Below are 14007 nucleotides of genomic sequence, written 5' to 3' on the forward strand. Positions count from 1 at the left end.
AAATGCTCCACTTTTATTGATGAATTTTTTAAAATATATATTGGTATTATGCCCGTTTTTGGTCTTTTCTCAGATTAACGAGATTGAAAGTGATACTACCACTATTGAATATTTAATTATAGAAGGCGACTCTGTGCCTAGGCAGTCTATTAATTTAGACGAGGTTATTCTGTTGCATAGACTTAAGTTTGGAGATAAAAAAGAACGCATTCGTTATTTAATATTAAGGCGAAAAACATTGAAAGTCTATCCTTATGCTAAAATGGCGGCCGAGCGCTTAGATTCTATGAATACGCGGCTATCATCCCTTAAACGGGATAGCCAAAAGCGACGTTATACAAAAAAAATACAAAAATATATAGAAGGCGAATTTTCTGAAGAATTGAAAAAGTTAACGCGTACTGAAGGTCAGATTTTAGTGAAGTTAATTCATAGACAAACGGGAACAACTGCTTTCGACTTAGTTAAAGAGCTTCGTAATGGATGGCGTGCATTTTGGTATAATACAACTGCTAGTATGTTCGATATTTCATTAAAACGCGCGTATGACCCCATAAATGTTAAAGAAGATTATTTAATTGAAGACATTTTACAGCGGGCTTTTCAAAACGGATTGTTAGAACCACAGCCACCAGCAATAAAATTTAATTTTTACGATTTAACCGATAAATGGATTTATCAAAAAACGCCTGAATAAATGCGTATTCAAACACCATTGGAAGAAAAACTTAATGCCTTTTCTCATGGTTTAGGGGCGGTTCTTGGTGTGGTTGCCTTAATACTTCTGGTTCAATTTAATTCTGAAAAAAGTGATTGGAGTCTGTTTAGTGTAGTTGTTTATTCCGTTTCAATAATTATACTGTTTAGTGCTTCAACATGTTATCACGCTACTAAAAACGAAAAACGCAAGCATTATTTTAGAATTGTAGATCACGTAAGTATTTACCTTTTAATAGCAGGAACTTATACGCCTGTTTGTTTAATAGCACTTCAAGATAGTTTAGGGTGGCCCCTTTTTTATACCGTTTGGGGGATTGCGCTTTTAGGGGCTGTTTTAAAATTGTTTTTTACTGGACGTTTTGAAGTGGTTTCAACCTTATTATATTTAGTCATGGGGTGGCTTATTGTTTTCGATATTTCAAATTTGTCTGAACAAATAGGAAGCGATGGCATGTGGTTTATGGCCGCAGGAGGATCAGCATATAGTATTGGTATTATTTTTTATGCCATTCAAAAAATACGTTATAATCATGTGATTTGGCATCTTTTTGTTCTAACTGGGGCTATCTGTCATTTTTTAATGATTTTTCTTTATGTGATTTAATTTGTGATACATGAATATGACAACATACATTTTAGCAGAAAACCCCTCACATTACCTTGAAATTGAAACCTTAGCCAATATTATTTGGCGGGAGCATTACATTCCTATAGTAGGTAAAGCTCAAGTAGATTACATGCTTGATAAATTTCAGTCTGCTGAAGCTATACAGAATCAAGTTAACAACGATTATTTGTATTATATGGTTTCTTATAACAATACGGCAGTGGGATATTTTGCTATACTCAAGGAAACTAAGTCCTTATTTTTAAGTAAGTTTTATATTCTAAGTGATTTCCGAAATAAAGGTATAGGGAAAAAAACAATGGAATTTATAGAAGCTAAAGCACTAGCATTTCAATTGAATAAGATACGGCTCACAGTAAACATCAATAATACAAATGCTATTATCGCTTATGAAAAATTTGGGTTTAAAAAGATTGGGCCTTTAGTTGCCGATATTGGAAGCGGCTTTGTTATGGATGATTATGAGATGGTTCTTGGAGTTAAAAATTAAAAATTAAAAGTGAAAAATTGGACGATATTGAAAGTTAGATATTAAATATTAAAAGTTTATGTACGATCAAACGAATTAATAATGCTGTGATTTTCAGATTGTCTTTCAGACGTTAGGATGAATCTTTCATCAATTTCAACGTTGGTTAAACGAATAAACGATTAAACAAATAAACAATTTTGCCATCTTCCGTCACCTGTCATCAGTCAATAGTCAATAGTCAATAAAAAATAATCAATTCTGCCTATTAGCTATCAATAACATCTCGATACTCTTCAAAAAAGGCCTCAAACAAGCTCATTTTTTCATTAAAAAACACCATAACTTCTTGCCATGAGTTTTTGTTATGAATGGAAACTTTCTGTTCTAAGGGGACAAAAATTCTAGAGATCTCTTTTTCGTTATCTAAAATATATTCTTCATTATAGATGGCTTCTGGTAAAAAATCATCTAATAAAATGGACTTTAAAGCTAGGAGTTTTTCCCAATACTTTATACGGTGTTCTAAATCGTCTTCAACATCTAGCGCCACTAAAGCGGTTTTATTATCAAAGTGAAATTTAAAACTAAAGCCTTTTAATTTGGTATGGTATAAAGTCCATTTTCTAGGGAATGACTTTCCAAAACTGGTCCAAAATTCTTGTTTTAATTTTCTAGATTCTTCCTTTGAAAACATGAGTCCTAATTTTTTTATTTTTTTAAATCGATGTTTATTGCTTAATTAATTTTCAATTGAATATATATTTATTCAAAAGATATCTTAAAAAAGATATTATAAATTAAATCATATAAGCTATACCAACACCAAGGATTATAGCGATAAACTTTGAAAAGTTGAACTTATGTCCGTCGCCGCTTTCAAACAAAATAGTCGTTGAAATATGGAAGAAGATCCCTATAACGATGGCATTCATAGCATCGGCGTATTGGCCTATAACGGATGATTCATGTGAAATATAGGTGCCTAAAGGGGTCATAAATGCAAAAACCAATAAAAACCCAGCTATTTGAGATTTTGTGTAACTAGATTGCAATAAAAATAACGTGATAACCGTAGCAATAGGCACTTTATGTACTAAAACACCATAAACCATGTCGTTATGATCATGAATAGAAAAGCCTTCTAAGAAACTATGTATGCATAAACTAACAAAAAGTGTCCATGGAAAACTTGCGTTATCCTTATGAATATGAACATGCCCATGTTCTGCACCTTTAGAGAATAGCTCTAAGGTGATTTGCAGCAAAATACCGCACATAATTAGTAAACCAGCCAGTTTAGTATCTAAATGATGGTAAACTTCTGGAAGCAATTCAAAAAGAGTAAGCGCTAATAAAAATGCACCACTAAAAGAGAGTAGGAGCTTCGTGTTCCAAGATTTTTGTTTTTTAGAAAGTAAGGCAATTCCAAAACCTAAAAAAACAGCCAGAAAGGGAAGTAAAAATTTATTCATTTAGTAAAAGGACTCAAATTATGAGTTTTATTGTATGTGGTACATCCGCTATTTAAAAATCATGACTAATCGTTCAGATGATTTCGGATTAAACTTATTTAATTTATAATCGCCAAAAACATCTAGCAAATACACGTTGGCTTGTTCAAAAAGTTTTTCAAAATCGGCAAGCGTAAATGCTCGAACCCGTTCTTGATAGTTGTAAACTTTTTCGTCGACCGTAAAAGTAATATCTTTTATAATATATCCATCCTCAACAAACCGCTTTAAGTGAAAATCGATACCATCAACAGTTTTTGTTTCTTCAGGAACTAGGTTATCAATAACATGCTCACTATTCATAAAATCGATAATACCAAAACCAAATTCATTTAAATTGCTTTTTATAGCTTCAATGGTTTTTAAATTATCGTGGTCATCTTCAAAATATCCAAAACTAGTAAACAGGTTAAAAACGGCATCGAATTGTTTATTGTACGGTTTGCACATATCGTGCACTTCGAATTGTAAACGGTGATTTTCAAATTGTTTAGCGAATTTTATACTATTTTCACTTAAGTCAACACCTGTAACATCGTAACCAATTTTATTAAGGTAACGTGAGTGTCGGCCTTTACCACAGGCTAAATCTAGCACAGTACCATTTTCTGGAAGGTTTAAATAATCGGTAAGAGTATCCATAAAAGCATGAGCTTCGCGGTCGTCTCTATCTTTATATAATATGTGGTAAAATGGCGTGTCAAACCAAGAAGTGAACCAAGTTGCTGTATTATTTGTCATAAATATTTTCTGTGAAAACAGAAATTGTTTTGTTTTTGGGGCTAGCCTAGAGCATTTTATTATGCTAAAAATTTATGGTTTTTAAAATTCTATATTTAAAATTAGCGGACGTCAATCCTTAAAAACCCCGAATTATCAATAAACTTTACGTTTGCCACAAAATTACATTATTTTTGCAATCTATTCAGCCTAAAAAGTGAACAGACGTAAAAAATGGGAGAAAATTTTAATATGGTTGCCAAAACCTTATTTGGCTTTGAAGATTTACTAGAAAAGGAATTAACGCAGCTAGGTGCACAATATGTGAAAAAAGGGGTGCGTAATGTTTCTTTTTCGGGAGATAAAGGTTTTATGTATAAGGCTAATTTAGCGTTGCGTACGGCCGTTAAAATTTTAAAACCCATTCATGCTTTTAATGTTAAGAACGAGCAAGATTTATACAATAAAATCTATGCGATGGATTGGTCGAAATACCTAAAATCTACAGGTACTTTAGCTATTGATGCTACGATCCATTCAGAACTTTTTACGCACTCGTTATACATCGCTCAAAAAACTAAAGATGCCATAGTAGATAAGTTTAGAGATACCGATGGACAGCGTCCTAATGTAGATTTAAAATTTCCTGACTTAAAAGTGAATGTCCATATTGATAGAAACCGTGTCACGATTTCATTAGATTCTTCTGGAGATTCATTACACAAACGTGGTTATAAAACGGCGACGAATATTGCGCCTATAAATGAAGTATTAGCAGCAGGTTTAATCATGCTATCGGGTTGGGACGGGCAAACAGATTTTATGGACCCGATGTGTGGTTCTGGTACCATGTTGATTGAAGCGGCTATGATTGCTTGTAATATCCCTCCAAACTTGATGCGTAAAGAGTTTGCTTTTGAACGTTGGGAAGATTGGGATGTTGAGTTGTTTGAGAAAATTGAAGAGTCTTTGTTAGGTAAAACACGCGATTTTCATCATAAAATTATTGGTTATGATAAAGCACCAAGTGCCGTAGCTAAGGCCAAGGAAAACGTGAAAAATGCCCAATTGGAAGATTTTATTGAAGTGAAACACGAAGATTTCTTTAAAACGCAAAAAGGAGGCGATGAGAAACTACAGATGGTATTCAATCCACCTTATGGTGAGCGTTTAAACATCGATATGGAAGAGTTTTATAAAAATATAGGCGATACACTGAAACAAAATTACCCAGGAACCGATGCATGGTTTATTACTTCAAACCTAGATGCGCTTAAGTTTGTAGGATTACGTCCGTCGCGAAAAATACAGTTATTCAATGCGAAACTGGAATCACGCTTGGTTAAATACGTGATGTATGAGGGGAGTAAGAAGGGGAAGTATATGAATAATTAAGGGCGGTAAATTATTATTGTGCTTACTATAAAAAAGAAAAGGCACTTTAATAGTCATTAATTTATAATTATCTTTACTTGAAATAGATTAATAATGAATTCAGCTGAAATAAAAATAGATTTGTTTAGAAAGTTAGATTCCTTAAAAGGAAATCGATTAGAAGAGGCTTACGGCATCTTGTTGAATTATATTAATGGAAGTAATGACCTCAACGATTGGCAAAATCTTACGCAAGAACAAAAGAAAGCCATTGAAATAGGAATTGAACAGTTAGACAATCAAGAAGGGAGAGAGCACCACAAGGTAATATCTGATATTAGAAAGCGATATACAAATGCTTAGAGAAGTGATTTGGTCTCCTTCTGCAGAGAAAGACTTTGAAGCAGTATTAGATTACTTACAATTAAATTGGGATGAAAGCGTTACTAATAAATTTATCAACCGAGTGGATGATAGTATTAGTCTAATTATTAATGACCCTAAAATATTTCCGATGATTAATGAAGCCTTGGAGGTAAGGAAAAGTGTGATTTCAAAACATAACACGCTTTATTACAGAGAAAACGGTCTAAACATAGAAATAATTAGACTTTTTGATGCAAGACAAGACCCTAATAAATTGAAATTTTAGGGAAGCCTAAGCAAAAGATGGTTTAGGTGCAGATATTCAAATCTAGAAATTAACGTAAACACTTGAGTAAATCCAGTCGATTTTCAGCTACAGAACCTCATGCCATTCAACCACACATTCAAAACACAAGTCAATTGGGCACTTTCAGAAGGAGAAACTACGACAAACCCAAGAAGTTTCAGTAGAAATCATACGGTTCATATAGCAGGTAAAAAGCAAGATTTAGAAGTTTCGGCAGCTAAACCTTTTCGAGGGGATGCAAGTTTACACAACCCCGAAGATTTATTGCTTTCCGCATTAGCGTCATGCCATATGATGTCTTATTTATATGTTTGTTCGCAAAATAACATTGAAGTTTTAGAGTATTCAGATCATGCCGAGTGCAAATTAGAAGTCCTATCTACAGGAAGTGGCAGTTTTACAAAAGTTATTTTAAGTCCTGTGGTTACGATAAAAAACAGTGCTCAAAAAGAATTGGCAATGAAATTACATGAAAAAGCAAATGCGTTATGTTTTATTGCAAATTCCTGTAATTTTCCAATTACACATCAGGCAAGAATAGTGGTGATCTAAATTTATTATACTATTTATACTTACTAAAAAGCGGAATTCTATATGCTATGGTATAACCAAAACCTGCTCCAATACCACTGCTGTCATAAGTTTTACCAAAACCGGGAATGTAGACATTTTCAAAATTACCGGGGTCAGTTTCTGTAATAAGGAAACGCAGCTGTACATTTAACCCCATGTAAAGGTTTTTAAGGACTTCTGCTTTTATTCCTAATTGTAATTCAGCCCAAAAAGCTGTTAAATCATTGAATTCTACTTTATCGGTAAGTGTTAGTTGTGGTGCCCAGTATTGGTTTGTAGTGTATATAGTGGCGGTATTTAAATCATGACTAAAAGCACTTCCTCCAACTCTAAAACCAACATAGATCATATTGTCCATGTCTAGCCAGTTTTCATACATATTGTAATCAACACCAGCTTTTAAATAGGCTCCAGCGGTGGTAATATCCATATAATCTGTAATGGTATTTTTCTCTTCAGTTCCAATTTCCGCGGCAGCGTAAAAATGCTTTGTTAATCTATAATCTCCATTAATCTCTAAACCTTGATAGTCATCGTCTAAAGCAGATTTTAATAATTTACTCGCATCGGTACCTAAACGTAATCCGTATTTTAATTTAATCTTGGTACTGTCGTTTTCGGTTTTGGCTTGCTTTTTTGGTGTTTTTACCTTTTTTGTTTTACTGGAATCCACCGTTTTTACAGTGCCATTGATTTTAGAAATACCATCATTTTGCCCTTGTACAGCTATTGAAACCAACAATAAGAAAACGATAAGACTAGTGCGATACAATAAAATGGGCTTCATTTTCATTTTCTACAGATTGATTGTCGGTTATAGGCTGCCTAGAAAGCATCCAATTATCACCATCATCTTCAATTGTTAAAGTGACGTTTTTATAAATAGTTTTATAGCCGCAAGCACGAGAAACATAAATTTCTTCACGGCTATAGCTTATACTAATAATATCTTGGTTTCCTTCTATGAAATCATCAGACTCATCGTCAGGCGTACCATTGTCATTTACAGAGGCGTTGGCTATTAGCGCATATTGCGTAGTGTTATCATCCGTTTTTAAAGGCAAAAGCACTTCATCGGTATCAACAAAAGAATAACCAGTTAACACACTATTGTTACCAACCCCAATAACGACTAAATCAGATACATTTTTTCGGGAGTCGGGATAACTAACATCGTAGAGTTCGATGATAAGCCGAGGTGTTGTTGCTGTACCTTCAGGACAAATGTCGTCAGGTTCGCAGGCGATAGCTATGAAAACACCTAAAACTAGCAGAACAGGGGCAATAAGTATTTTGAAATATTTCATTCTTAATTTTTAATAATCGCTTTTAAAATTCCTAAAAATAGGGTTTTGTAAATGATTTTTAAACTTAACGACGCTCTAAAAGTACAACATTTTCCACATGAAAGGTTTGTGGAAACATATCAACAGCTTGCGTTTTAATTACTTTGTACTGCGCATCCATAAGTTCCAAATCTCTAGCTTGTGTTGCGCTATTACAACTTACATAAACTACTTTTTTAGGAGCAATGTTTAATATTTGTTGCACAACATCTTTATGCATACCGTCACGTGGTGGATCGGTAATAATCACATCAGGTTCACCGTGAGTTTCAATAAAGGAAGCGTTAAACACATTTTTCATGTCACCCACAAAGAATTCAACGTTATCGATGCTATTTAATTGTGCATTTTCTTTAGCGGCAGTAATCGCATCGGGTACAGCTTCGACACCAACCACTTTACGTGCTTTTTTGGCAACGAATTGTGCGATGGTTCCTGTACCTGTGTATAAATCGTAAACCAGTTCATTGCCTGATAAACCAGCAAAGTCTCTTGTGATTTTATAAAGCTCGTAGGCTTGATCGGAATTTGTTTGATAAAAAGATTTGGCGTTTATTTTAAACCTCAAACCCTCCATTTCTTCAAAAATATGATCGTTGCCTTTGTAGCAAATCACTTCTTGATCGTAAATGGTATCATTGGCTTTTCCATTAATTACATATTGTAAAGAGGTGACCTCAGGAAATTTTTCAGCAATAAAATCTAATAGTAATTCGCGTTTTTCTTTATCTTCTTTAAAAAACTGAACCATCACCATGATATCACCCGTAGTGGATGTACGAATCATCATTGTACGTAGTAAACCTGTTTGGTTTCTGGTGTTGAAAAACTCAAGGTTATTTTCAATACCAAAGGCTTTAACGGCGTTTCTAATTGCGTTTGAAGGATCGGCTTGTAAATGACATTTGTTTAAATCTAGAATCTTATCCCACATACCAGGAATATGAAAACCAAGCGCGTTTCTATCTCCTAAATCCTCATCAGATTGTACTTCTTCAATGGTTAACCAACGGCTATCACTAAAAGAAAACTCCATTTTATTTCTGTAGAAATATTGGTTTGCAGCACCTAAAATTGGTGTTACTTCGGGAAGTTCAATATGGCCAATACGGGTTAAGTTATTGGTTACTTCTTTTTGTTTGTAAAACAATTGGTGCTCGTAGGCCATATCTTGCCACTTGCAACCACCACAAGTTCCAAAATGCTCGCATTGCGGGGCGGTACGTTTATCAGAGAGTTTATGAAAAACCGTTGCTTTTCCTTCATAATAAGCTTTACGCTTTTTAAACGTTTGTACATCTACAATATCGCCAGGAACAGCATTTGGAAGGAAAATAACCTTACCATCTGGTGCTTTTGCAATGGTTTTACCTTTTGCTCCTGCATCTATTACCTCAACGTTTTCAAAAACTTGTTTTCTTGATTTTCTTCTTGCCATGCTGCAAAAATAATGAACTCCTTTATACTTTATTGATTGAAGTTGAAAATAGTTATTTTCTTTTTGAAGTTTTCACTTCTAAAGTTATAAGATTATGATAAATATGCTTTAAAATACCCAATAATTAGTAATTTGCAGGTTCTAGGGATGATTTCTCTCCCACGCTGAATTTTCGAGACTTATCGGAAGGATAAAGGTAGAGAAGGAATGGTTATTTTAAGTATCTATTTAGGTAGATGCAAACTTTTAAATTTTTTAAAATGGCTGTTTTAGACCAATTAACTTCGCAGCAAGCGATTACATTAGAAAACAAGTATGGTGCACACAATTACCATCCACTACCTGTTGTATTAAACAGGGGAGAAGGTGTGTTTGTATGGGATGTAGAAGGTGAGAAATATTATGATTTTTTATCGGCTTATTCTGCTGTTAATCAAGGGCATTGTCACCCAAAAATTGTTAACGCTATGGTGCAACAAGCCCAAACGTTAACCTTAACTTCAAGAGCTTTTTATAATGATGCCTTAGGAAAGTTTGAAAAATTTGCTTGCGAATATTTTAACTTCGACAAGCTTTTACCAATGAATACTGGAGCTGAAGCTGTAGAAACCGCATTAAAGCTTTGTAGAAAATGGGCATACGAAGTAAAAGGCATTGACGAAAATGAAGCTGAAATTATTGTTTGTGAAAATAATTTCCACGGAAGAACAACAACCATCATTTCTTTTTCAAACGATCCTGTAGCCCGTAAAAATTTTGGACCTTATACAAAAGGTTTTATTAAAATTGATTACAATAACATTGAAGCTTTAGAGGCGACTTTAAAGAAGAACCCTAATGTTTCTGGATTTTTAGTGGAACCCATTCAAGGTGAAGCTGGGGTTTATGTTCCAGATGCGGGCTATTTAACCAAAGCAAAAGCGCTGTGTGAAAAGTATAATGTACTTTTTATTGCAGATGAAGTGCAAACGGGAATCGCACGTACAGGAAAATTACTGGCTGTAGATCATGAAAATGTAAAACCAGATGTGTTAATTCTTGGTAAAGCGATTAGTGGCGGTGTTTATCCTGTTTCGGCTGTTTTAGCAAATGATAATATTATGAATGTTATTAAGCCTGGAAACCACGGAAGCACTTTTGGAGGAAATCCAGTAGCGGCGGCAGTTGCAACAGCAGCTTTGGAAGTTATTCGAGATGAAAATTTAGCACAAAATGCTTCAGAATTAGGTGATTTATTTCGCTTAGAATTAAATAAATATATTGAAACCAGTAGTATCGTTAGTTTAGTGAGAGGGAAAGGCCTGCTAAATGCGATCGTTATTAATGATGATGAAGAAAGTGATACCGCTTGGAATATTTGCATGGCACTGAAGGAAAACGGCTTGTTAGCTAAACCAACACATGGTAACATTATCAGGTTTGCACCACCATTAGTGATGACAAAAGAGCAATTATTAGATTGTGTGAATATTATAACAACAACATTAAAACAGTTTGAGGTTTAGTTTTTAATACAACTTTAAATTAGTAGGAACTAAAAAATCCAGTGAATAGCGATCACTGGATTTTTTTATGTTTTTTTTGATTTGAATCACGTTATAGCATCTTACTGAACTTGTTTCAGTAACTCATAATCGTAAATCACCTAATTATCTTCTAAACTAGCGGTAATGCTATTAACAATTTTAAGTGTTTTTTCTAGCTCATCTTTGTTAACAAAAACCTCCTGAAAACCAGGGAAGGTACCACCGCCAAATCCTGCAAGCCGTGCCGATTCTGTTTGATCTTTTACAATCGGACTAATATTTTCATTTTCCAACTCGGAAACAATACGTTTTACAATAATAAAATCGCCAGTATATACTTTTGTGAAATTTGAATCAGACATCATTTTATGTATTAAGTTCTTAACTAAAGATACGAAATATTATTCATTTTCATTGATATAGTACTGGTATTAAAAAGTAAAAAAGCCATATCAAAACGAATGATATGGCTCCTTTTTTATAAATAGTTTTAATAGCAATCTATCTCAATTCGGCTCCTAATTGTGTTTCAAAAGTAGTTTGAAGCTTCTTCATAATTTTATCAATTTGCTTGTCGTTAAGCGTTTTGTTTTCATCTAAAAGTGTGAAACTCACTGCATAACTCTTTTTCCCATCTGGTAAATTTTTTCCTTGATAAACATCAAACAAATTCACGTCTTTTAAAATTTGCTTTTCGCTTTGTTTTGCAAGCTTGTATATCGCTTCAAATGTAACGGTTTCATCTAATAATAAGGCAAAATCACGACGAACTGCTTGGAATTTAGGAATGGCTTTAAACTTAATGTTGTTGTGTTTAACAAGCTCTAAGATAGCATCCCAATTAAAGTCAGCATAAATAACTTCTTGCGAAATATCGAAATGTTTCAGAATAGGTTTCTTTACAATTCCAAAATCAACCAACTTATTTTTTCCTAAGCTAATTGTTAAGCCTTCAGAAAATAAATCGTTAGAAATAGGTGTTTCTTTAATTCTTGAAATACCTAAACGCTCTAAAACGGCAATGGTAAGTCCTTTCATTAAGAAGAAATCACTCTTTTTATTTTGATCATGCCATTTTTCAGCACTTTGATTACCCGTTACAAAAAGAGATAAATGTTTAAACTCTTCTCGTTTGTCTCCGTAACCATGGTAAGTTTTACCAAATTCAAAGAATTTTAAATCACCACGTTTTCTATTGATATTAAACGAAATTGACTCTAATCCAGAAAACAACAAAGATTGACGTAAAACAGATAAATCACCACTTAGAGGATTTAACATCGTAATGTTATGTTCGTCTTTTAATTGTTCGCTAAGTTTAACGTAATTAGGTGTCGTTAGCGAATTTGAAAGGATTTCGTAAAACCCTTGAGACGCTAATTGGTTCCCAATAATATTTTGAACTTTATAATCTTCAAAACGAGAGGTTGTCGCTATGGAAGCATTTAATTTCTTAGTGGTTTTTACGTTGTTATAACCATAAACTCTAAGAATTTCTTCAATAATATCAGCTTCACGTTGCACGTCATTTCTGTACGCAGGAACCGTTAAACCTAAACCCGTTTCGGTAACGTTATTTACTTTTATTTCTAATGAAGATAAAATACGTTTAATGATTTCCTTCGGAATTTCTTCACCAATTAATTTTTTGGCATTTTCAAAGCTTAAACGGACTTCAAAGTCATTTATTTTCTTCGGATAAAAGTCTATAATATCGCTTGTTATTTCGCCGCCTGCAATCTCCTGAATTAGCAAAGCTGCACGTTTTAAAGCGTACTCTGTAATGTTTGGATCGATACCACGTTCAAACCTAAAAGAAGCATCAGTATTTAAAGCGTGACGCTTCGCTGTTTTACGAACACTCACAGGATTAAAGTAGGCACTTTCTAAAAAGATACTTGTAGTACTTTCGGTAACTCCTGAATGTGCACCTCCAAAAACCCCGGCAATACACATTGGTTTTTCAGCATCACAAATCATTAAATCATCGGCGTGTAATTCACGTTCAACGCCATCAAGGGTTGTGAATTTTGTTCCCGCTTCTAAAGTTTTAACTTCTATTTTGTGGCCTTCAATTTTATTGGCATCAAAAGCGTGAAGCGGTTGCCCCAAATCATGCAACACATAATTGGTAGCATCAACGATATTGTTAATCGGACTTAAGCCTATGGCTTTAAGTCGGTTTTGAAGCCATGCTGGCGATTCTTTTACTTTTAATCCGGAAATTGTGAGTCCGCAATAACGTGGTGCTAACTCTTTGTCTTTGACATCAACATCAATTTTTAGGATACGGCTTCCAACATTGAATGCACTTACTGATGGTGTAATTAATTCTATGTTTATTTCTTTCTGAGCTAAACCTGCTTTTAAATCTCTCGCAGTACCATAATGACTCATGGCATCGGCGCGGTTTGGTGTTAAACCAATTTCAAAAACCTGGTCATTTTCAACATCATATAAATCGGCAACAGGCATTCCCACAGCAATAGCATCATCTAAAACTAGAATACCGTCATGTGATTTACCTAAGCCTAATTCGTCTTCGGCGCAGATCATTCCAAAACTAACTTCACCTCTAATTTTTCCTTTTTTGATGGTCCAAGCTTCACCTTCTTCAGTGTAAAGTGTTGTACCAATTGTAGCTACAGGTACTTTTTGTCCAGCAGCAACATTAGGAGCGCCACAAACAATTTGTAGCGGCGAATCTTCACCAATATTTACAGTTGTGATTTTAAGCTTGTCGGCATTGGGGTGTTTTTCACAAGCGAGTACCTCGCCAACAACAACACCTTCTAGGCCGCCTTTTACCGATTGAAAAGCATCTAAACCTTCAACTTCAAGTCCTAAATCTGTAAGTAATTCGCTAGTTTGTTCTGGTGTCCAATCTGTTTTTATAAATTGTTTTAACCAGTTATATGAAATTTTCATAAATATCTATCCTAATTTAAGGCTGCAAAGATAAAATATTGAAGCAAGCATTCAAACAAAGCACTGCGATTTGTGCATATTAATTTTATTGAACCCAA

General features: G+C 34.1%; 16 protein-coding genes. 8 read left to right on the top strand and 8 right to left on the bottom strand.

The genetic code is table 11. The features are described 5' to 3' along the window. Positions 1-19 precede the first annotated feature (19 nt). From KO493_RS13930 to KO493_RS13940, 3 genes are read left to right on the top strand one after another with little or no spacing between them, the layout of a single operon-like run. Positions 20-697 carry a DUF4294 domain-containing protein gene (locus KO493_RS13930; RefSeq protein WP_216068589.1) on the top strand — a complete coding sequence of 226 codons (678 nt, stop codon included), beginning with the start codon at positions 20-22 and terminating at the stop codon, positions 695-697. Continuing rightward, the gene (gene trhA / locus KO493_RS13935; protein WP_216068590.1) at positions 698-1324 is read left to right on the top strand and encodes a PAQR family membrane homeostasis protein TrhA; all 627 of its coding nucleotides are present in this window, start codon (positions 698-700) and stop codon (positions 1322-1324) included. It begins immediately after the preceding gene. A 10-nt stretch (positions 1325-1334) separates the two neighbouring features. Beyond that, the gene (locus KO493_RS13940) at positions 1335-1838 is read left to right on the top strand and encodes a GNAT family N-acetyltransferase (protein WP_216068591.1); all 504 of its coding nucleotides are present in this window, start codon (positions 1335-1337) and stop codon (positions 1836-1838) included. Positions 1839-2085: 247 nt separating this feature from the next. On the opposite strand, the gene KO493_RS13945 is transcribed toward KO493_RS13940, so the two are convergent. The 3 genes from KO493_RS13945 to KO493_RS13955 all read right to left on the bottom strand — a co-directional run bounded on the left by KO493_RS13945 (position 2086) and on the right by KO493_RS13955 (position 4072). Continuing rightward, positions 2086-2514, bottom strand: a complete 429-nt coding sequence (locus KO493_RS13945) for a DUF4268 domain-containing protein (protein WP_216068592.1) — start codon at positions 2512-2514, stop codon at positions 2086-2088. Positions 2515-2617: 103 nt separating this feature from the next. Further along, positions 2618-3292: a ZIP family metal transporter gene (locus KO493_RS13950; protein ID WP_216068593.1), complete on the bottom strand. Its 675-nt coding sequence runs from the start codon at positions 3290-3292 to the stop codon at positions 2618-2620. A 48-nt stretch (positions 3293-3340) separates the two neighbouring features. Beyond that, positions 3341-4072, bottom strand: a complete 732-nt coding sequence (locus KO493_RS13955; protein ID WP_216068594.1) for an SAM-dependent methyltransferase — start codon at positions 4070-4072, stop codon at positions 3341-3343. Positions 4073-4285: 213 nt separating this feature from the next. On the opposite strand from KO493_RS13955, the gene KO493_RS13960 reads away from it, so the two are divergent. The 4 genes from KO493_RS13960 (at position 4286) to KO493_RS13975 (ending at position 6650) form a co-directional block, all read left to right on the top strand. Next, entirely contained in the window at positions 4286-5446 is a 1161-nt protein-coding gene (locus tag KO493_RS13960) for a THUMP domain-containing class I SAM-dependent RNA methyltransferase (protein WP_216068595.1), read from the top strand. A gap of 93 nt (positions 5447-5539) precedes the next feature. Beyond that, complete coding sequence (locus KO493_RS13965) at positions 5540-5788, top strand: hypothetical protein (RefSeq protein WP_216068596.1); 249 nt, start codon at positions 5540-5542, stop codon at positions 5786-5788. After that, positions 5781-6077: a type II toxin-antitoxin system RelE/ParE family toxin gene (locus KO493_RS13970; RefSeq protein WP_216068597.1), complete on the top strand. Its 297-nt coding sequence runs from the start codon at positions 5781-5783 to the stop codon at positions 6075-6077. Before KO493_RS13965 ends, KO493_RS13970 begins: the two co-directional genes overlap by 8 nt. Positions 6078-6176: 99 nt before the next feature. Beyond that, positions 6177-6650 carry an OsmC family protein gene (locus KO493_RS13975; protein ID WP_216068598.1) on the top strand — a complete coding sequence of 158 codons (474 nt, stop codon included), beginning with the start codon at positions 6177-6179 and terminating at the stop codon, positions 6648-6650. A 10-nt stretch (positions 6651-6660) separates the two neighbouring features. Here the strand turns inward: KO493_RS13975 and KO493_RS13980 are convergent, their stop codons facing one another. The 3 genes from KO493_RS13980 to rlmD all read right to left on the bottom strand — a co-directional run bounded on the left by KO493_RS13980 (position 6661) and on the right by rlmD (position 9455). Next, positions 6661-7458: a DUF6048 family protein gene (locus KO493_RS13980; RefSeq protein WP_252723239.1), complete on the bottom strand. Its 798-nt coding sequence runs from the start codon at positions 7456-7458 to the stop codon at positions 6661-6663. After that, positions 7430-7978 (bottom strand): DUF6452 family protein, encoded by a 549-nt coding sequence (locus KO493_RS13985; RefSeq protein WP_216068600.1) that lies wholly within the window; start codon positions 7976-7978, stop codon positions 7430-7432. Before KO493_RS13985 ends, KO493_RS13980 begins: the two co-directional genes overlap by 29 nt. Before the next feature lie 64 nt (positions 7979-8042). Then, complete coding sequence (gene rlmD / locus KO493_RS13990) at positions 8043-9455, bottom strand: 23S rRNA (uracil(1939)-C(5))-methyltransferase RlmD (RefSeq protein ID WP_216068601.1); 1413 nt, start codon at positions 9453-9455, stop codon at positions 8043-8045. A gap of 260 nt (positions 9456-9715) precedes the next feature. Here rlmD and rocD point away from each other — a divergent pair, with 260 nt between their 5' ends. Beyond that, a complete protein-coding gene (gene rocD / locus KO493_RS13995; RefSeq protein WP_216068602.1) occupies positions 9716-10960 on the top strand; it encodes an ornithine--oxo-acid transaminase in 1245 nt (414 codons plus the stop codon). Positions 10961-11100: 140 nt separating this feature from the next. Here the strand turns inward: rocD and KO493_RS14000 are convergent, their stop codons facing one another. Next, on the bottom strand, positions 11101-11343 hold the full coding sequence (locus KO493_RS14000) for a putative signal transducing protein (RefSeq protein WP_216068603.1): 243 nt from the start codon (positions 11341-11343) through the stop codon (positions 11101-11103). Positions 11344-11482: 139 nt separating this feature from the next. Further along, a complete protein-coding gene (gene pheT / locus KO493_RS14005; RefSeq protein WP_216068604.1) occupies positions 11483-13909 on the bottom strand; it encodes a phenylalanine--tRNA ligase subunit beta in 2427 nt (808 codons plus the stop codon). Between the last annotated feature and the right edge of the window lie 98 nt (positions 13910-14007).

This window comes from Pseudotamlana agarivorans, assembly GCF_018860245.1.
GTDB lineage: Bacteria > Bacteroidota > Bacteroidia > Flavobacteriales > Flavobacteriaceae > Pseudotamlana > Pseudotamlana agarivorans_A.

Coding starts and splice junctions, on each gene's coding strand:
- KO493_RS13930 (WP_216068589.1), top strand. CDS start 20: ATGAATTTTTTAAAATATATATTGGTATTATGCCCGTTTTTGGTCTTT.
- trhA (WP_216068590.1), top strand. CDS start 698: ATGCGTATTCAAACACCATTGGAAGAAAAACTTAATGCCTTTTCTCAT.
- KO493_RS13940 (WP_216068591.1), top strand. CDS start 1,335: ATGAATATGACAACATACATTTTAGCAGAAAACCCCTCACATTACCTT.
- KO493_RS13945 (WP_216068592.1), bottom strand. CDS start 2,514: ATGTTTTCAAAGGAAGAATCTAGAAAATTAAAACAAGAATTTTGGACC.
- KO493_RS13950 (WP_216068593.1), bottom strand. CDS start 3,292: ATGAATAAATTTTTACTTCCCTTTCTGGCTGTTTTTTTAGGTTTTGGA.
- KO493_RS13955 (WP_216068594.1), bottom strand. CDS start 4,072: ATGACAAATAATACAGCAACTTGGTTCACTTCTTGGTTTGACACGCCA.
- KO493_RS13960 (WP_216068595.1), top strand. CDS start 4,286: ATGGGAGAAAATTTTAATATGGTTGCCAAAACCTTATTTGGCTTTGAA.
- KO493_RS13965 (WP_216068596.1), top strand. CDS start 5,540: ATGAATTCAGCTGAAATAAAAATAGATTTGTTTAGAAAGTTAGATTCC.
- KO493_RS13970 (WP_216068597.1), top strand. CDS start 5,781: ATGCTTAGAGAAGTGATTTGGTCTCCTTCTGCAGAGAAAGACTTTGAA.
- KO493_RS13975 (WP_216068598.1), top strand. CDS start 6,177: ATGCCATTCAACCACACATTCAAAACACAAGTCAATTGGGCACTTTCA.
- KO493_RS13980 (WP_252723239.1), bottom strand. CDS start 7,458: ATGAAGCCCATTTTATTGTATCGCACTAGTCTTATCGTTTTCTTATTG.
- KO493_RS13985 (WP_216068600.1), bottom strand. CDS start 7,978: ATGAAATATTTCAAAATACTTATTGCCCCTGTTCTGCTAGTTTTAGGT.
- rlmD (WP_216068601.1), bottom strand. CDS start 9,455: ATGGCAAGAAGAAAATCAAGAAAACAAGTTTTTGAAAACGTTGAGGTA.
- rocD (WP_216068602.1), top strand. CDS start 9,716: ATGGCTGTTTTAGACCAATTAACTTCGCAGCAAGCGATTACATTAGAA.
- KO493_RS14000 (WP_216068603.1), bottom strand. CDS start 11,343: ATGTCTGATTCAAATTTCACAAAAGTATATACTGGCGATTTTATTATT.
- pheT (WP_216068604.1), bottom strand. CDS start 13,909: ATGAAAATTTCATATAACTGGTTAAAACAATTTATAAAAACAGATTGG.